Source organism: Micromonospora sp. NPDC023633 (assembly GCF_040640035.1).
Taxonomy (GTDB): domain Bacteria; phylum Actinomycetota; class Actinomycetes; order Mycobacteriales; family Micromonosporaceae; genus Micromonospora.
In genome coordinates this window covers 1-17,979 of the sequence record NZ_JBFABB010000133.1, presented here as the reverse complement: position 1 = coordinate 17,979, position 17,979 = coordinate 1, and the positions used below count along the sequence as shown (strand labels likewise).

At 75.1% G+C, this 17,979-nt stretch carries 17 protein-coding genes; 3 read left to right on the top strand and 14 right to left on the bottom strand.

Annotated elements, in window-relative coordinates; genetic code table 11:
- The 4 genes from AB0G13_RS29195 to AB0G13_RS29180 form a co-directional block, all read right to left on the bottom strand.
- Positions 1–1,098 (bottom strand): protein kinase (locus AB0G13_RS29195; RefSeq protein WP_357881036.1); only part of this gene is annotated, 1,098 nt, incomplete at its 3' end.
- Between the two features lie 251 nt (positions 1,099–1,349).
- Entirely contained in the window at positions 1,350–1,991 is a 642-nt protein-coding gene (locus AB0G13_RS29190) for a hypothetical protein (protein ID WP_357881032.1), read from the bottom strand.
- 13 nt (positions 1,992–2,004) lie between these two features.
- Positions 2,005–3,726: a DUF4012 domain-containing protein gene (locus tag AB0G13_RS29185; RefSeq protein WP_357881029.1), complete on the bottom strand. Its 1,722-nt coding sequence runs from the start codon at positions 3,724–3,726 to the stop codon at positions 2,005–2,007.
- Positions 3,727–3,903: 177 nt separating this feature from the next.
- The gene (locus AB0G13_RS29180) at positions 3,904–5,127 is read right to left on the bottom strand and encodes a glycosyltransferase family 4 protein (RefSeq protein ID WP_357881025.1); all 1,224 of its coding nucleotides are present in this window, start codon (positions 5,125–5,127) and stop codon (positions 3,904–3,906) included.
- 162 nt (positions 5,128–5,289) lie between these two features.
- On the opposite strand from AB0G13_RS29180, the gene AB0G13_RS29175 reads away from it, so the two are divergent.
- Entirely contained in the window at positions 5,290–5,844 is a 555-nt protein-coding gene (locus AB0G13_RS29175) for a low molecular weight phosphatase family protein (RefSeq protein ID WP_357881022.1), read from the top strand.
- Here the strand turns inward: AB0G13_RS29175 and AB0G13_RS29170 are convergent.
- Positions 5,825–7,285 (bottom strand): polysaccharide biosynthesis tyrosine autokinase, encoded by a 1,461-nt coding sequence (locus tag AB0G13_RS29170; RefSeq protein ID WP_357881019.1) that lies wholly within the window; start codon positions 7,283–7,285, stop codon positions 5,825–5,827. The genes AB0G13_RS29175 and AB0G13_RS29170 overlap by 20 nt on opposite strands.
- A 334-nt stretch (positions 7,286–7,619) precedes the next feature.
- Here AB0G13_RS29170 and nhaA point away from each other — a divergent pair, with 334 nt between their 5' ends.
- The gene (nhaA, locus tag AB0G13_RS29165) at positions 7,620–8,939 is read left to right on the top strand and encodes a Na+/H+ antiporter NhaA (protein WP_357881016.1); all 1,320 of its coding nucleotides are present in this window, start codon (positions 7,620–7,622) and stop codon (positions 8,937–8,939) included.
- A gap of 37 nt (positions 8,940–8,976) precedes the next feature.
- Here nhaA and AB0G13_RS29160 read toward each other — a convergent pair whose 3' ends face one another.
- From AB0G13_RS29160 to AB0G13_RS29120, 9 genes are all read right to left on the bottom strand, one after another.
- Complete coding sequence (locus tag AB0G13_RS29160; RefSeq protein ID WP_357881013.1) at positions 8,977–9,264, bottom strand: hypothetical protein; 288 nt, start codon at positions 9,262–9,264, stop codon at positions 8,977–8,979.
- Entirely contained in the window at positions 9,261–9,623 is a 363-nt protein-coding gene (locus tag AB0G13_RS29155; protein WP_357881010.1) for a DUF1622 domain-containing protein, read from the bottom strand. The genes AB0G13_RS29160 and AB0G13_RS29155 overlap by 4 nt, the downstream gene beginning before the upstream one ends.
- Before the next feature lie 38 nt (positions 9,624–9,661).
- Positions 9,662–10,249 (bottom strand): TMEM165/GDT1 family protein, encoded by a 588-nt coding sequence (locus tag AB0G13_RS29150; protein ID WP_357881007.1) that lies wholly within the window; start codon positions 10,247–10,249, stop codon positions 9,662–9,664.
- A gap of 241 nt (positions 10,250–10,490) precedes the next feature.
- Positions 10,491–11,456 carry an L-histidine N(alpha)-methyltransferase gene (gene egtD / locus AB0G13_RS29145; RefSeq protein ID WP_357881004.1) on the bottom strand — a complete coding sequence of 322 codons (966 nt, stop codon included), beginning with the start codon at positions 11,454–11,456 and terminating at the stop codon, positions 10,491–10,493.
- 45 nt (positions 11,457–11,501) lie between these two features.
- Positions 11,502–12,248 carry an ergothioneine biosynthesis protein EgtC gene (egtC, locus tag AB0G13_RS29140; RefSeq protein ID WP_357881002.1) on the bottom strand — a complete coding sequence of 249 codons (747 nt, stop codon included), beginning with the start codon at positions 12,246–12,248 and terminating at the stop codon, positions 11,502–11,504.
- Between the two features lie 100 nt (positions 12,249–12,348).
- Positions 12,349–13,683, bottom strand: a complete 1,335-nt coding sequence (gene egtB, locus AB0G13_RS29135; RefSeq protein WP_357880999.1) for an ergothioneine biosynthesis protein EgtB — start codon at positions 13,681–13,683, stop codon at positions 12,349–12,351.
- On the bottom strand, positions 13,680–14,912 hold the full coding sequence (gene egtA, locus AB0G13_RS29130; RefSeq protein ID WP_357880996.1) for an ergothioneine biosynthesis glutamate--cysteine ligase EgtA: 1,233 nt from the start codon (positions 14,910–14,912) through the stop codon (positions 13,680–13,682). The genes egtB and egtA overlap by 4 nt, the downstream gene beginning before the upstream one ends.
- Positions 14,913–15,090: 178 nt before the next feature.
- Entirely contained in the window at positions 15,091–15,894 is an 804-nt protein-coding gene (locus tag AB0G13_RS29125; protein WP_357880993.1) for a hypothetical protein, read from the bottom strand.
- Between the two features lie 16 nt (positions 15,895–15,910).
- Positions 15,911–16,540, bottom strand: coding sequence for an RNA polymerase sigma factor (locus AB0G13_RS29120; RefSeq protein ID WP_357880989.1), 630 nt, complete (start codon positions 16,538–16,540; stop codon positions 15,911–15,913).
- Between the two features lie 548 nt (positions 16,541–17,088).
- On the opposite strand from AB0G13_RS29120, the gene AB0G13_RS29115 reads away from it, so the two are divergent.
- On the top strand, positions 17,089–17,979 hold an 891-nt coding region (locus AB0G13_RS29115; RefSeq protein WP_357880986.1), incomplete at its 3' end, for a serine/threonine-protein kinase.

The window sequence follows — 17,979 nt, the reverse complement described above, 5'->3', positions numbered from 1 at the left end:
TGCCGTACCGACCCGCGTCGCTGGCGTCGGTGCCGGAGCCGAACCGCCCCGGGTCGGTGGCGTCGGCGCCGGTGCCGTACCGACCCGGGTCGGTGGCGTCGGCGCCGGTGCCGTACCGACCCGGGTCGGTGCCGTCGGCTCCGACCGGGCCGCCGGCGGCTCCGACGCGGTACGGGGCAACGGCAGCGGCTGGTTCGGCGTCGGCGCGCCGGCGGTCTCGTTGCCCAACTGGAGCACGGTCTCCCGGCGCAGCGGGCCGGCGGCCCCGACGTCCTGCCCGAGCAGCCGCATCAGCACCTGCTCGGCCTCCGGCCGGTCCGCCGGATCCTTGGCCAGGCACTGCCGGATCAGCTCGTCCAGACCCGGCGGCAGCGGGGGCAGGTCGGGCGGGTCGTTCAGCACCCGGTGCATCACCGCGAAGAGGGAGTCGTTGCCGAACGGCGGCCGGCCCCCGGCGGCGAAGGCGATGGTGGCGGCCCAGGCGAAGACGTCGCAGGGCGGGCCGACCGAGTCGTTGCGGAACCGCTCCGGGGCCATGTACGCGGTGGTCCCCATCACCCGGCTGGTCACCGTCTCGGTGACGCCCAGGGCGCGGGCGATGCCGAAGTCGATCACCCGGGGACCGTCCCGGCCGAGCACCACGTTGTCCGGCTTCAGATCGCAGTGCACGACGTCGGAGCGGTGGATGGCGGCGAGCGCGGTGGCGGTGCCGACGGCGAGGCGGTGCAGGGCGTTGCCCGCGACCGGTCCCTGCTCGCGGACGTGCCGGTAGAGGGTCGGGCCCTCGATGAACTCGCTGACCACGTAGGGCCGTTCGCCGTCCACGTCGGCGAAGAGCACCTGGGCGGTGCAGAACGGGACCACGCGGCGCGCCGCGGCGATCTCCTTCATGAACTGCGACCGGGCCCGGGGATCACTCAGGTCGATGTTGATCATCTTGACCGCCACCTGGTGGCCCTGGTCGTCCTCGCCGAGGTAGACCACTCCCTGACCGCCCGCGCCCAGCCGGCCGACCAGCCGGTAGGGGCCGGCGGTGACCGGGTCGTGCGTCCACAGTGGCGCCAGCCCCGGCACCGGCGCGCCGGCCAGTCCTGTCATCCCGACTCCATCGATGTCGTGCCCCGGCCACCCGGCGGCGGAGGACACGGTCATGGTGCCATGTCCCCGCCTGGCGGACGAGGGTGCCCGGACGGTCGGCTGGCCCTGCCGGGCCGGCCGCGCCGGATCCGGGTGGGCCGGCGCGGCCGGAGCGAGCAGGGCGGGACGGCACGAGCTGGCGCCCGTCGGAGGTGTCCGACGGGCGTCAGCCCTTTCGCGGTGTCCGGGCCCTGCCCGGAGGAGTTCCACCGTCAGCGCGCGGCTCCCATGCCGAGGCGGTGGCGCTTGCGCCAGACCAGCGACAGCAGCAGGAGCACCGCGCCGGCGCCGACGAGGCCGCCACCGAACTTCATCGGCGTGCTCAGGCTGTCGCCCGTGACGGGCAGCGGCGGCGCGTGCTTCTTGAGCACGGTCAGCGTCGCGGTCGCCACTCGGTGGAACGCCTGGCCTTCGGCCCGGAAGGTGTACGTGCCGTGGTGACGCGGCGTGTAGGTGGTGCGGAATTCGCCGCGAGCGTCCGCCGTGACCGTCAGGGTCCTGGGGCTCGGCTGGGGCGCCCGCTGGAACGAGACCGGTGCCATGGCGACCATCTCGCCGTTGCTCCGGCGCGCCTGGTCGGCGCCCGGCACGGCTGCGGCGAGCGGCGACGTGCTGACGGTGATGATCACCGTCTCGCCCGGCGCCCAGCCGCTGCCGATCAGGGTGGCGGTCTGGCCGACCACGACGGTCGGCGGGCTCACCGCGAGCGTCGGGGTGCCGCCCGGCGGGTAGACCGGGGGCTGTGGCGTTCCGGTGCCCGGCGCCGGCTGCGGCTGCGCCGCCCCCGCTGCGGTCGGCGCGGCCAGCACGGCCATACCGACCGTGAGCGCCATGATGATGCGGGATAGCCGCATGATTGGTTCCCTCCTACTGATCACAGCTTGGTGCGGAAACAACTTGGGTGGTCCATGGGGTGGCGGTGGGGGTCAGCCACAGCTCGGCGGTGCCGACCCCGGTGGCCGCCGTCAGCACGGTGACCTCCAACGTGCGGGAGCCCCCCGGACCGACCTCGACGTTGACGGTGCTGACCTGGCGGCGCCGTTCGGTGCCGCTGCCCACCGCCGTCTCGACGCCGTCCAGGCGGGCCGCTAGCACCGCCCCGCCCGCCGGGCTGTGCACCGACACCAACGTGCGGACGGTGTACGGGTCACCGGCCAGACCGAGGCCGAGGACCGACTCGCTGAGCCCCGACTTCGGCGCCGACGAACGCAGGGTGACCCGGAGCCGGATCTCCCGGCGGCCGTCGGGCCGGCAGCCGCCGACCGCCAGGGTCGCCGACGGGCGGAGGTAGTAGCCGAGCTTCGCGCCGCTGCCGTCGTTGAGGAACACGCCGACCGTCGGCACGGTGTCCTTCTCCGGAAGCGCCCCGGCCATCCGGCTGTCGCCGATCGTCCGTTGCTCCTCAGGTCGGGCACTCCAGAACAATATCCGGCGTTCGGTGACAGCACGGTCGAATGCGGACAACAACGCATTCGGGTTTACATTCTTCGTGACCAGCGCTTCGAACACGGCGGCGGCGGAGGCGGCGAAGAAGGCGTCCTGCTTCTCGTTGTCCATCCGCTGGTAGCTGTCGCTGAGCACCGTCTGCACGACCTTCTCGGCGGCCAGCGGGACCCCGCCGGGCACCATCACCGGGCCGGTGGCCTTGAGCAGGTACGACAGCACCACCGGGTCGACGGCGAGCACGCCGTCCACCGTGCTCTTCGTGCGGCGCCGGAACATCTCCCGGTAGAGGGCGGCGGCGGTCGGGAAGTGCGGGGTGAGGTTGACGTCGGCCGGGTAGATCCCGGGCAGGTCGGCCCAGAGGCCGCGCACCTCCGCGGGCACCTTCAGCGGCGGCTGGAACCGGCCCAGCGTGCCGCTGGTGCCCTGCCGTCCCATCCGGACCCGACCGTCGGCCGCGTGGATGACGGCGTACGCGCCGATCATGCCGCCGGTGGCGCGCAGCTCGGCGGGGTTCTGGGAGACCACGAGGTAGGTGCGGGGGCCGTCGGCGCCCAGCAGCGGCGGAAGCAGCCGGGTGGCCTGGTCCGCGGCGGCGGTCAGGTTGGCCAGCCGGTCGATCTCGCCCCGCAGGTCCGCGAGCGCCTGTCGGACCTGGGCGACCAGGCCGTCGGTGGGCACCGTCGCGAGGCTGCCCCGGGCGCCCTGCACCGTCGCGTTGACCGTGGTCAGCTCGGCCGACAGGGCCCGCAGCCGGCCCACGTCCAGCCGCCCGCCCGCCGGCACCAGGCTGGTCAGGTCGGCGCGCAGCAGCGGCGGGAACGCCTGCCGGGCCAGGTCGTCGATGGCCACCGAGATCTGCCGGACGGCGGCCAGGTTGTCCCCCGCGTACGGGGTGTGCCGCCCGACCCACCAGCCGGGGTCGCCGGTCGCCGCGCGGGCGCTGCCGGACTGCTCCTGGAGCGCCGCGAGGGTCCGCTGCGCCCTGGCGGTGTCGCCACCGACCACCTGGGCGCTGAGCTCCCGGGCCAGGCCGGCGGCGTTGAGCAGGTGGGCGCGGGCCTGCCAGCCCCGGAAGCCCACCCAGCCGCCGGTCAGCAGCAGCAGCGAACCCGCCACGAGGGCGGCGAGCAGGGCCCTGCGCACCTGCCGCCGCCGGCGGGAACGACCACGCCGTCGACGCGGTCTCGCGTTCTCCGTCACACCACACGTCCTTCCTGGAAAACGGCGGGCGGACCCCGTCCCGCTGCCGTTCCTCACTGCTAACGATCGTTTTCGCCCGGAGATGACGCAGGTGACCGGTACGCGAGCTCCGCTCGCCGCTCACCGCACCCCGGGGCGCCCGGCGGCGGCGTCGTACAGCAGCCGCTCGATCCGGTCCACACCCGCCGACATCGACATCTCCCGCAGGTACGCCTCCCGGCCGCGCCGGCCCATGTCGGCCCGGGCGGGCGGCGGGATGGTGGCGGCCAGCCAGAACCGGTCGGCCAGGCTCGCCCAGTCCCCCGGCGGGCAGGAGAGCCCCGCCCGGGCCCGTTCCACGAGATCGGCGGTGTCGCCGCCGGCGGAGGCCACCACGGGCACGGCGCAGGAGAACGCCGCCTGGAGCTTCGCCGGCAGGGTGCTGCGCAGCTCGGGCAGGTCCCGCAGCATGACGAGCTGGTAGTCGGCGGCGGCGTACAGGTCCGGCATGTCCGGCGGCGACCGCCGCTCGACGAAGCGCACGTTCTCGGCGCGCAGGTCGGCGGCGAGCCCCCGCACCCGCCGCTCGTCCGCGCCCGATCCCACCAGGACGAGGTCCACCGTGTGGTCGAGCGCCGCCGCCGCCCGTACCGCCGTCTCCAGGCCCTGCCGGGCGCCGATGGTGCCGGCGTGCATGACCACGCAGCGCTCGTCGCGCCGGACCAGCCGGCGGGCCGCGCGGCTGGGCCGGGCGGGGTGGAAGATCCGCTCGTCGGTCCAGTTGAGCACCACCCGCACCCGGGCCGGGTCCGCGCCCGCCGCGACGACCCGGTCGCGCAGCGACGGCGCGGCGACGGCGATCCCGTCGGCGGCCCGGTAGGCCCGCGCCATCGCGGCGGCGACGCGCCCGGCCCACCGCCCGTTCTCGGCCCCGACCGGCTCGTCCTCCGCCCAGACGTCCTGCACGTGCACGACGGTCGGCACCCGGCCCAGCAGGCGGAGCAGGCCCACCGCGGCGAAGGCGTTCGCCGGCGGCAGGTGGACGTAGAGGGCGTCGACGTCGGCCAGGAACGACCGCCCGGTCAACGTCGCGCTGCCGGCGAACGACAGGTGCCCGGCCATCCGGCTGCGGACCGACCCGTCCCCCGCGGAGTAGCGCGGGACCCGCCGCACGGTCAGCCGCTCGCTGCGGGTCTCGTGCCGCCAGCGCTGCCGCCAGCCCGGGTAGACGTGGCCGCCGGGATAGTCCGGGAACCCGGTCAGCACCTTCACCTCGTGCCCCCGGACGGCGAGCTCCTCGGCGAGACTGCCCGGGATGAACGCAGGCTCGGGCGGGAAGTGGTACGACAGGATCCCGATCCTCACCGACCCGCCTCCGTCCGGACGGGACTCCTCGGCGCGGCAGCGTGACGTGCACGCGCCCGGCCCGCGTACGATGCCGACATCCCCTCCACGTCCGGCCGGCTCCGCCGGCCGGCGGCCGTCGCGACGCCACCGTCCGCGACGGCACCGACGAGAGGGGTCCGCATGGTCGACCGGGTGCTGTTCGTCTGCCACGCCAACCTGTGCCGCTCACCCATGGCCGAGTACATCGCCCGTCGCCTGCTGGCCGGGCGGGCGGTGACGGTCGGCAGCGCCGGCACGGACGCCGTCGACGACCTGCCGATGCACCCGTACGCGGCGGACCTGGCGGCGGAGACCGGCGGGGACCCCACCGACTTCCGCAGCCGCCGGCTGCGCCGGGAGCACCTGGTCGGGGCGACGCTGGTGCTGGCGGCGACGCGCCGCCAGCGTTCGGTGTGCACCGCGCTCGCGCCGGCCGCGCTGCACCGGACGTTCACCCTGCGCCAGTTCGGCCGGCTGGCCGCGGCCGTCGACCCGACGACGGAGCCGACCGACGGCCCCCTGCGGGCGGCGGTGGAGGCGGCCGCCCGCGCCCGGGGGCGGCTGCAACCCGCCACCGGAGACGCGGACGACCTGCGGGACCCGCTCGGCGGTACCGTCGCCGATTTCCGACGCTGCGCGGAGGAGATCGAACGCGCGATGCGACCCCTCGCGGCGCTCATCGGGACAGCCGGGTGAGTTCCTGCGTACGGTCGCTGACGACGCCGTCGATCCGCTCCGCGTGCCGGGCGGTCGTGGCCGGGTCGGCCGGCACGTCCGCGGTCGCGGCAGCGGTGACCACCCGGTAGGCCTCGTACTGGTACGCCTCGGCCTTGGCCACCTTGGCCATGTTCAGCACGCAGCCGAGCAGCCGGACGGAGACCGAGTTCAGGGCGCGGGCGGCCTGCGCCACCTGGCTGCGCGAGGTGCGGCCCTGCTGGGAGACCAGGAGCGCGCCGTCGGCCTGCACGGCCACCACCACGCCGTCGGTCACGGCCAGCAGCGGGGCGGTGTCGATGATGACGATGTCGGCGGACTCCCGCAGGGCGAGCAGTAGGTCCGCCATCGCCTTGGAGCCGAGCAGCTCGCTGGGGTTCGGCGGCGCCGAGCCGCTCGGGAGCACCAGCAGGGACTTGTCGCCCCAGCGCTGCACCACGTCACCGACCTGGACGTCGCCGACCAGCACGTCGGTGAGCCCGATGCCGGCGTCGAGCCCCAGGTAGTCGGCGACCTTCGGGCGGCGCAGGTCGGCGTCGACCAGCAGCACCCGCCAGCCGGCCTCGGCCAGGGCGATCGCCAGGTTGCAGGAGAGCGTGGTCTTGCCCTCGCCCTGCAGGGCACTGGTGACGGCGATGACGCGGGCGGGTTCGTGCACGTCGACGAAGCGCAGGTTGGTGCGCAGCTTGCGGACCGCCTCGGCGCGCGTGGAGTTCGCCGCCTCGCCAACGATCAACGGCTCCGACTTCGCGGTGCTCTCGAAGGGGATCTCGCCGAGCAGCGGGCTGCCGGTGGTGCGTTGCAGGCCGGCGGCGTCGCGCAGGCGGACGTCTGCGACCCCCCGCAGGACCGCCAAGCCCACGCCGGCGAGCAGGCCGAGGAGGGTACCCACCGCGAAGTTGCGGACCGGCTGGGGCGAGACGGGGGTCGGGGTGACCCGGGGCCCGCTGACCACCTCGATCCTGATCGGGCCGGCCTTGCCGTCCTGGGTCGTCTCGACCTTCTGCACCAGCTCGACGAACTTCGCGGAGAGCACCTCGGTGACCTTCAGGGCCCGGTTCTGGTCCGTGTCGGTCACCGACGCGCGCAGCAGTACGGTGCCGGTCTCGGTGGAGGTGCTGACCCGGCGCTGGACCTCCTCGGCGGTGAGCCCGACCGGGTTCTCGGCGACCACGCTCTGCGCGAGGCGGTCGCTGGTCAGCAACTCGGCGTAGGACTTGACCCGCTGCTGGAGGAAGAGGCCGCCCTGGTAGGCGTCGGTGACGCCCTGGCTGGGCGTGGTGACGAAGAAGGTCACCGACGCCACGTACCGGGGTTGGGCCCGGACGGTGACGAGGGCGGTGACGCCGAGCGCGACCATGACGGTGAGGAGCACGATCCACCAGTGCCGGCGCACGAGGCGGAGTTGGCGGTACAGGTCCATCAGGCGCGCCTCCGTACCAGGCCGGTAACGCCAAAGAACTTCACGAAAACCCCCAAGGTCGACTTAATCTCGTGAAACCATTAAAGCGACTCATACGCCTTATGTCCCGAGTTACGCGGTTTCGCCCCATGACACATGCGCCCGACCCACCACCGGACAAACGGCCGTACGGCGTTCCGGGTGGCGGGGTGGGACCGACCGGACGTGACGTCACCGGCGATCGCCCGTCCCGACTCGCCGCTCAGGGCGGTGCTGGATAGGGTCGGGGACGGTGTGCCGGGAAGCCTGGTCGGCGTCGAACCGTGCTGCCCGAGACCCGAGGTGGATCCCGCCCATGACCGACCGCACCCCGCACGCCGACCGCCCCGAGCGCCCGAACCACCGGTTCTTCTCGCGTACGTCCTGGCCGGAGGCCCGGTTCCTGGCCGACGTGCTGCGCACCGAGACCGTCGGCGGTGGCCTCCTGCTGCTCGGCGCCGTGATCGCGCTGGTCTGGGCCAACTCGCCCTGGGAGCCCTCCTACGCCGCCCTCGGCGCGTGGGTGCCCTGGTCGGGCGGGGCGGCCCTGCACCTGGACCTGAGCCTGACCGCCTGGGCCGCCGACGGCCTGCTGGCGATCTTCTTCTTCGTCGTCGGGCTGGAACTCAAGCGGGAGTTCGTCGCGGGCGAACTGCGCGACCCGCGCCGGGCGGCACTGCCCGTGGTCGCGGCGGTCGGCGGCATGGCGGCGCCCGCCCTGATCTACCTCGCGGTCAACGCCGGCGGCGACGGGCTGCGGGGCTGGGCCATCCCCACCGCGACGGACATCGCCTTCGCCCTGGCCGTGCTGGCCGTCATCGGCTCCCACCTGCCGCAGGGCCTGCGCGCCTTCCTGCTCACCCTCGCGGTGGTCGACGACCTGCTCGCCATCACCATCATCGCGATGTTCTACACCGACGACTTCAGCCCGCTGCCGCTGCTCGCCGCCCTGGCCCCGATCGCCGTCTTCGGCCTGCTCGTGCAGCGGCGCAAGACCTGGTGGTGGGCGCTGATCCCGCTCGCGGTCACCGCCTGGACGCTGATGCACGCCTCCGGGGTGCACGCCACCGTGGCGGGCGTCCTGCTGGGCTTCACCGTGCCCGTCCTGCGGGGCAAGGCCGGCGACTCGCACGGGCTCGCGGAGCACCTCGAGCACCGCTGGCGCCCGATCTCGGCCGGGTTCGCCGTGCCGATCTTCGCGTTCTTCGCGGCGGGGGTGTCGCTGCGGGGCGCCGACCTGGGGGCCATCGTCACCGACCCGATCGTGATCGGCGTCGTGGCCGGTCTGGTGCTCGGCAAGGCCGTCGGGATCTTCGGCTCGACCTTCCTGCTCGCCCGGTTCACCCGGGCCCGGCTCGACGAGGACATCACCTGGACGGACCTGCTCGGCGTGGCGCTGCTCGCCGGGATCGGGTTCACCGTCTCCCTGCTGATCGGCGAACTCGCGTTCGGCCCCGGCAGCGCCGCCGACGACAACGTCAAGGCGGCCGTGCTGACCGGCTCGGTGATCGCCGCGCTGCTCGCCACGGTCGTGCTGGTGCGGCGCAACGCCGCCTACCGGCGGATCGCCGAGGCGGAACGGGTGGACGCCGACCGCGACGGCGTGCCGGACGTCTACCAGCGCGGGGAGGGCTGAGACCGGGGGCGTCGCCCGGGGCCGGCCGGCCGTCGGTTCATCCGGGCGCGTCCGGGGCCGCGACGGCGCGGTCCGGCCCCGCCCGCGCCGGCGGTCCGCCGGCGGTGAGTGCCGCCCAGAGCAGCCGGCGCAGCAGGACGATCGCCGCCGCCGCGGCCAGGTCCGTCCAGCCCTGGTCGCCGGCCAGGCGCAACAGCCCGGCGGCGGTCAGCAGGTCCAGCAACACCCGCATCGCGCACCGCCACGAACCCGCGCCGAGCAGCACCGCCAGCCCGGCCAGGGCGGCGAGCGCGGTGGCGGCGGTGACCAGGGCGCGGATCATCACCCGCCGCGCTCCGCCTGGCGGACCTGCTGCTGCTCCTGGCGGATCTCCCGGCCCAGGAAGTAGTTCAGCGCGGTCCGGATCGCGGCGATGGCGGCCAGCTGGCCGATCTGGGCGAAGGTCGGCGAGACCGCCGTACGCAGGATGTCGGCCGCGAGCTGGAACTCCAGCCCGAGGGTGAGGAACCGCCCCAGGGAGAGCCGGATCGGGGTGAACACGGCGGCGCTGCGGTGCCGCAGTCCCTCGACCACGAACCGCAGCGCCGCCCAGGCCGCCCCGACGAAGATGACCACCGCCCCGGCGACCTCCACCGCGGTGACGAGGCTCTGGTAGCCCTGGCGCAGGATCTCCTCGACGCCCACCCGCTGGCGATACCCGGCCAGCAGGGCGGTAGTCGGCGTCAGGTGAGCTGCGTGACGGCCTCCAGGATCAGCCAGAGCCCGCAGATCGCGAAGAGCACCGCGGCGCCGTACTTGATGGTCTTCTCCGGCAGCCGCCGGCCGAGCATCCGCCCCACGAGGATGGCGAGCGCGTCCGCCGCCACCATGCCGATCGTCGAGCCGAGCCACGTCCCGAACCAGCCGTACTGGGTGGCGAGGGTGATGGTGGCGAGCATGGTCTTGTCGCCCAGCTCGGCCAGGAAGAACGCGACCGACACCGCGACGATGGCGGACTTGCTGGTCTTCTCGGCCTTGCGCTTCTCCTCCTCGGTGAGGGTGTCCCCGCGCAGGGTCCAGGCGCCGAAGCCGAGGAACGCCACGCCCGCGACGAGCGAGATCCACTCTGTCGGCAGCGCGGCGCCGAGCCCGTAGCCGATCGCCACCGAGGCCAGGTGCACCACGGCGGTGGCGACGGTGATGCCGATCAGGACCGGTACGGGTTTGAAGCGGGTGGCGAAGGTCAGGGCCATCAGCTGGGACTTGTCCCCCAGCTCCGCGACGAAGATGACGCCGAAGCTGACCACCAGCGCGACGAGGAAACCTTCCATGACATCCTTCCGGATCACGCCGGGAGGAGGTACGGGGGCGCCCTCGACCCGGCTGCTACAGCCTGGGTCGAAGGTCTCGCCCGCCTCGGATGACGAGGCCGCGTGGCCGGATGCGGAACGCACCAGTGTGTCGACCACGACATTGGGGGCTACTCCCCTTCGCGCCGCCCAGCCTAGCCGATCACCGATCGGGCCGGCCCCGGCGGGTGAAGATGCTCACCCGCCGGCGGGGCGTCGCCGGTCACTCGGCGCGGGCCAGGGTGACGCCGAACAGGCCGTCCGGATCGGTCCAGAAGTCGTGGGCGGCGAAGCGGGCCGCGCCCAGCTCGGCGGCGATCCCCTCGGGCCGGAACTTCGCCGACACCTCCGTGCGCAACTCCTCGCCCTCGGCGAAGGTGACCGTCAGGTCGAGCACCCGGACGCGCATCGGTCGCCGCGCCCGCAGCCGCATCTCGATCCACTCCCGCTCCGGGTCCCAGAGCGCGACGTGGTCGAATCCCGCCGGGTCGAAGTCGGCGCCCAGCTCCCGGTTGACCACCCGCAGCACGTTGCGGTTGAACTCCGCGGTGACCCCGGCCGCGTCGTCGTACGCCGGCACGACCACCGCCGGGTCCTTCACCAGGTCGGTGCCGATCAACAGCCAGTCCCCCGGCTCCAGCGCGGCCCGCATCGCGGCGAGGAACCGCGCCCGCTCGGCCGGCAGGAGGTTGCCGACCGTGCCGCCGAGGAAGAGCACCAGCCGGCGCCCGCCGGTCGGCAGGCGGTCCAGGTGACGGGTGAAGTCCCCGACGATGCCGCGCACCCGCAGCCCGGGGTAGTCGGCGGCGATCTCGGCGGTGGACTGGCGCAGCGCGCTGACCGACACGTCCAGCGGCACGAACGTGCCGAGCCCGCCCCGGCGGGTGAACGCGTCCAGCAGCAGCCGGGTCTTCTCCGACGAACCCGAACCGAGCTCGATCAGCGTCTTCGCCCCGGTCAGCTCGGCGATCGTGGCCGCCCGCTCGGCCAGCACCGCGCGCTCGGCCCGGGTCGGGTAGTACTCCGGCAGCCGGGTGATCTCCTCGAACAGCTCGCTGCCGCGGGCGTCGTAGAACCACTTGGGGGGCAGCCACTTCTCCTCGGCCGTCAGGCCGGTGCGGACGTCCTCCCGCAGGCTGCGCCCCAGGTCCTGCTCCTCCAGGTGGATCTCCAGCGGCTCCGCGCCCATGTCGTCCCCTTCGTCGTCGGATGGAACGTTTCTGTCGGCCGGCGGTCAGACCTCGGCGAGGGCGCGGACGCGCACCCCCGTCGCGGTGGCCTCCACCAGTTGCCCCTCCGGCACCGCCCGCCAGCCGGGGTCGTCGTCGTGCGGCTCGGAGGCCAGCAGCACCGAGGCCGGCGTCGCGCGGATCGACAGCGCGTGCCCGGCCACGCTGGCCACCACGGTGCGCCCGTCGGTGAGCAGCAGGTTGAGCCGGGACCCGGGGGCGGCCCCGGCCACCGCCGTCACGGTCTCGGCGATCGCGCGCGCCGGCTTCACCCCCGCCCGCAGCCGGTGCCGCACCAGCGCCCACAGCAGCGCCGAGTCGGTGGACGCGTCGAGGGTGAGCAGGTCGCGTACGGGCAGGGTGGCGGCGAGCGCGACCATCGAGTCGGGCCAGCCCCGCACCAACCCGTTGTGGCTGAACAGCCAGCGCCCCTCGGCGAACGGGGCGGCGGCCCCGTCGAGCACCGCCATGCCCACCGTGGCGGAGCGGACGGCGGCCAGCACCGCCCCGGCCGAGGTGACCTCCGCGAGTTGGGCGATGGTCGGGTCGCTCCAGATCGGCTGCGACCGCCGGTAGCGCACCGGCTCGCCGCCGCCCGGGTACCAGCCGACGCCGAAGCCGTCGGCGTTGATCGTCCCACCGCCGCGCATGTCGCGGGGCGCCCAGGACTGCCGCACGAGGGAGTACGGCGGGTCGAACAGCAGTTCCCGCAGGGTGACCGGCGGCCCCAGGTAGGCCAGGTGGCGGCACATCAGGCGGTACCGCCCGGCCAGGCGGCGGGGTGGCCCGGGCGCCGGCTTCGAAGCGGGGCGCCCGGTCGGCGCGCGACCCGACCGTCCGGCGGCGGCGTCCTCATGGCTGCGACTCCTCCGGCCGGGCGTCCCGCGCGCAGCGGAAGCCGCTGAAGATCTGCCGCCGGATCGGGTAGTCCCAGTTGCGGAAGGTGCCCCGGCAGGCGGCCCGGTCGGTGCCGAACGACCCGCCGCGCAGCACCCGGTGGTCGTCGCCGAAGAAGACCTCCGAGTATTCGCGGTAGGGGAACGCAATGAAGCCGGGGTGCCCCCGGAACGGGGTGGAGGTCCACTCCCACACGTCGCCGACGAGCTGGTGCACGCCCAGCGGCGAGGCACCGGCCGGGTAGGCGCCCACCGGGGCGGGCCACAGGTGCCGCTGGCCCAGGTTGGCGTGCTCGGCGGTCGGGTCGTCGTCGCCCCAGGGGTAGCGGCGGGAGCGGCCGGTGGCCGGGGCCCAGCGGGCCGCCTTCTCCCACTCCGCCTCGGTCGGCAGCCGCTTGCCGGCCCAGGCGGCGTACGCCTGCGCCTCGTGGTAGCAGACGTGCACCACCGGCTCGTCGTCGCGCACCGGCGCCCACCGCCCGAACCGCCGGTAGGCCCAGCCGTCGCCGTCGCGTCGCCAGTGCATCGGCGCGGACAGCCCCGCCTCCCGTCGATGCCGCCAGCCGGCCGGGCTCCACCAGCGCGGGTCGTCGTAGCCGCCGTCGGCGATGAACTCGCGGTAGCGCCCGTTGGTCACCGGCGCGGCGTCGATGACGTACGCCGGCAGGTGGACCCGGTGGGCGGGGCGCTCGTTGTCCAGCGCCCACGGGTCGGTGTCGGTGCCCATGGTGAACTCGCCAGCCGGCACCAGCACCTCGGCGTCGACCCGGGCCCTCGGCTCCGGCGGCGGCGGGGCGTGCAGCACCGCTGGGCCGGCGCGCAGCTGGTGGGTGGCGAGCATCGTCTCGTCGTGCTGCTGCTCGTGCTGCACGATCATCCCGAAGGCGAAGCCGTCGGCGACCAGCGGCCGGTCGGTGAACGCGACCCGGTCCAGCAGGTCGAGCACCTTCTCCCGGACGGTGAGCAGGTAGGCCCGGGCCTCCCGCGGGGGCAGCAGCGGCAGGGTCGGGCGGTCCCGGCGGGGCTGCTTGAACGCGTCGTACAGGTCGTCGATGTCCCGCCGGACGGGCTCGCGCCCGCCCACGTCCCGGACCAACCAGAGTTCCTCCTGGTTGCCGACGTGGGCGAGGTCCCAGACCAGCGGGGACATCAGCGGTGAGTGCTGCCGCACCAGGTCGGCCTCGTCGACCGCCTCGGTCAGCAGGGCGGTGCGGGCGCGGGTGCGTTCCAGCTCCGCCGCGATCCGGCTGCGCAACTGCTCCGGGCCCACCCGCGTCGTCGCTCCGGTCACCGGTGACTCCTTCCCGCGGCGTCCCGTCGCCGCCGTAGGCCTCGGTCGATGTCGTCGTGCAGGGCCGCCGGCAGGTCGAGCCGGGGCAGGGCCGCGAGGGCCAGGTCGAACAGGTCGGCCGCCACGGCGGCCAGCGCCGGGTCGCGCAGGCCGTGGCGGGCGGCGGCGTGCCAGCGGTGCGCCACCGGCCCGGCGACGGCGCGGGCCGCGCGGACCGTGCCGGGGTCGGCGAGCAGGACGGCCAGCACGGCGAGCGGTACCACCCAGCCCCGACCGGGCTGCGTGTCGAGGTAGCGCAGCTCCAGGTAGCCCCGGGGCCGCACCGGCGGAAAGAGGGTGCTCACGTGGTAGTCGAGGTCGTCGGTGGTGGGCGGCCGGGGCAGCGCCCCGTCGACCCAGTCGGCGAACGTGATCCCCGGCGGCGGCGTCCAGTCGGGGCCGTCGCCGCGCACGCAGAGCAGCGGCGCGGCGAGGACGTACCTGGTCCAGGCGGTGACCGGGTCGACGTCGGTCTCCGGCGTCCAGACGGGACGGGTACGGGCCGGGTCGATGCCGTACCAGGCGGCCATCCGGGCGGACGCCCAGCCCGTGCTGCGGCCGGCGTGCCGTTCGGCCGTGGCGAACGCGGCCAGCAGGGGCGGCCCGAGCGCGTGCACGGCCGCCCAGCGGTCCGGCAGGTGTTCCGGCTCCCCGGCGTCCAGGCAGACCTGGAGACCGGCGGTGCTGTACATCATCGTCCGGCCGGCCGGGCCGCGTCGGTCGAAGACGTGGCGCATGGCGCGGTAGCGGGGGCCTTCGACCACCGGGCGGGGCGGCCGGTGCGGGTCTATGCCGCTGCGCCCGAGGACCAGCCCGGCGGCGTCGAGCAGGCCGCTCAGCTCGGCGATGTCGCCGTCGGTGGCGTGGATGAGGGTGGCGAGCGAGGAGCGTGGCGCGGTGGAGATCTCCAGCTGCCCGCCGGGCTCCACGGTCACGGTGCCACCGTGTGGGAGCGGCTCGGCGGGGCTCGCGCGGTCGAGGGTGCGGGGGCTGTGTCGCCCCAGGGCCGCCCGGAGCCGCTCGCCGTCGACCGGGCGGGCGGGGTCGGCGGCGTCGTGCACGGTCCATTCGAGTTCGACGCCGGTGCGAGTCGGTGGGCCGGTCTTGAAGCAGATACGCGCGAGGTGGCCCTCGGCGGCGGCGGACTCCCGCAGAACGGTGGTCCGGTCGAGCTCCGGCGACGTCACCACAGGACGGGCCCCCTTCCCCGGCCGACTTCCGGTCCGTGTCACCGTAACGCCACCCACCGTCATCGGCGAGGGCGTCGGCGGCCCCACGCACTCCTGTCTAGCAGACGAACATCGCGCGGCCGGCCGGAACGTGCAGCGGAAAATGGGCGGCCCGCACCACCGGAACGGGGTGGGAGAATCAGCCGCCCGGCGCGACCGCGACGGGCCGCTCGGCGGTGCCCGGAGCCGGGGTCGGCGGCGTCGTCGGCCCCCTTCTCGGCGCGTTCGGCGTCTCCGCCGCCTCGGGCACCAGTTCCCCGCAGAAGTCCCCCACCCGCTCCCGGCCGCCCGCCGCGGTCACCAGTTGGGCGAACGCGGGGTTGTCCAGGGCCTTCTCCCGCTGCGCCGGCCTCCTGGCCAGGTACGCCTGGCAGAGGCCGCGCAGCTCCTCGGTGCGCGGCTCCGGCGTCCGGCGGCTGTCGCCGGCGGTGGCGCCGGGGACGGGCGCGCCCGAGGTGGGAGCGGCGGAGGGATGGGGCGCGCTCCCGCTGGGGTGGCCGCCGGTGGCTGCGGTGGGCCCGTCCCGTTCCGGTTCCGTGGTGCCCGGCGCCGGGGTGGCCGGCGTCGGAGTGGCGGGGCGGGGCGGCGGGACCGGGTCGTCGGCGCGGTCCAGGGTGACGGCCGCGAAGGCGGCGCCCGCGGTCGCGGTGACGGCGATCCCCGCACCCCAGGCCACGGCGCCGGCGGTGAACCGGCGCCGGCGTGGCGGCGGGACCGTTTCGGCGGCGGGGCCGGCCGCGCGGGCCGCCCGGAACGCGGCCAGGGCGTCCTCCTCCCCGGCCAGTTCGCCGGGCCGGGCGGGGACGGCGGCGGCGGAGAGCAGCCGGGCGAGCGGGTCGGACCCGTCGGTGTCCGGCGTACGGGGCGCGCCCGCGCGGGCCGCGTCGAGGAGCCGGTCGGACGCGTCGCGGTCGGCGGGCCGCTCGGCCCGGCGGAAGAACATCCTGAATCCCCTCACGTCAACCGTCCGCCGGCTCGGCGTGCGACGCCTGCCGCCGGCCGGTACGCGGTCGGGGCGGCGCGGCGGCCTCGGGAGCGGCCGGCGACTGGGTCGGGTCGTGGCGTTCCATCAGCGCGGCGAGCCGGCGCAGCCCCCGGTGGGCGGCGGTGCGCACGGCGCCGGGCCGGCGGCCGAGCACCCGCCCGGCGGTCTCGGCGTCCAGCCCGATGACCGCGCGGAGCAGGACGGCCTCGGCCTCGCGGGGCGGCAGGGTGGCGATCAGCGCGAGCGCCGCCTCGGTGCCGATCGTCTCGCCGGCCCGTTCCGCGGTGTCGGCGTCGCCGGCCAGTTCGGCGAGCGCCTGCACCGGCACGGGCAGCGAGGGGCGACGGCGTTGCCGGCGCAGGTGGTCCATGGCCCGGTTGCGGGCGATGGTGACGGTCCAGGCCCGGAACTCGCCACCGGTGAAGCTCGGCAGGTCGCGGGAGATCTGCAGCCAGGCCTCGGACGCGACGTCCTCGGCATCCGCGCCGACCAGGGCGGTCAGGTATCGCAGCAGGCCGGGCTGGAGGCTGCGGTAGAGGAAGCGGAAGGCGTCCTCGTCGCCGGCCTGCGCCGCCACGACAGCCTCGTTCAGCTCACCCGTCATGGGGCCGCCGCTTCCGTCCCGTCGACACGCGCAGGCGGCGCACGCCGACGTGGGCGTACGCGAGGCAAGCACGGCCCGGCAACCGGACCTGATCCCGCACCCTCAGCCCCCCGCTGACCTGATCACGCCCGGGACCGCATCGCCCGGACGGTACGTCTGGACTCCTGCCGTGGCGGCACGGCCGGTGGCGCAGGTGCCGCGGCGACGCCATGGGGCGGGCCCGAAGTCGCGCTAACGCTAGGAGCGCCGAGTCGTTCGGGCAAGCCCGCTCGGGTGGGCAGAAGAGTGAGAATTATCTAGCCGTTCGGGCGGGGCGTCGCCGTAACGGCGCGGGGGCCTGGGACGCTGCACCTCCCGGCGGTCGCGGGCGGCGACGCGTTCGCAGAGCGTACGGCGCAGATGGGTGGAATTCCGTCACACACGGTCCGCAGGCGGTCACAGCCTATCCGACGCGGGTGCGGTCCCGCCGCCCCCGCCCGGCGGCCGGAGCGGGTCGGTCCGGCGGCGGGCGGCGCGCCGATCCCCGCCGGTCTGGGTACGGTGGTGCTGTGTTGTCATCGGAGGTCGTACTCAGCGGTCGCTACCGCCTGGACGAGCGTGTCGCCACGGGCGGCATGGGCGACGTCTGGCAGGGCAAGGACCTCGTCCTCGGCCGGCAGGTCGCGGTCAAGGTCCTGCTGCCGGCCCTGGTCTCCGACCCCGACTTCATCGCCCGCTTCCGCGCCGAGGCCCGGATCATGGCCGCCCTGCGCCACCCGGGCATCGTCCAGGTCTTCGACTGCGGCGAGGACGACCTGCCCGACGGCGGCCGGGCCGACTACCTGGTCATGGAGTTCGTGACGGGCCAGCCGCTGTCCAAGCGGATCGAGGCCGCCGGGCACCTCGACGTGGCCGAGACCATGGCGATCGTGGCGCAGGTCGCGCAGGCGCTGCACGCCGCGCACCTCGGCGGGATCGTGCACCGCGACGTCAAGCCGAGCAACCTGCTGGTGCAGGAGGACGGCAGCGTCGTGCTTGTCGACTTCGGCGTCGCCCGCTCGACCAACGTCACCAGCATCACCAGCACCAACGCGGTGCCCGGCACCGCGCTCTACATGGCGCCGGAGCAGGCAGCCGGCCGGCCGGTGTCCGGGGCGACCGACATCTACGCCCTCGGCGCCGTGGCCTACTGCTGCCTCAGCGGCAGCCCGCCGTTCACCGGCGACAACCCGCTGCAGGTCGCCGTGCGCCACCTCGACGACGAGCCGCCGGAGCTGCCGCACGACGTTCCGGAGGCGGTCCGCGCGCTGGTCTCCCGCGCCCTGGCCAAGGATCCGGCCGACCGGTTCAGCTCCGCGGCGGCGATGGCCGAGGCCGCCCGCGCCGCCGTGTCCGACCCGTCCGCGCCGACCGCCATGGTGCCCGCCGCCGCGGCGGCGGGCGGCGTCGACCGGGGCACC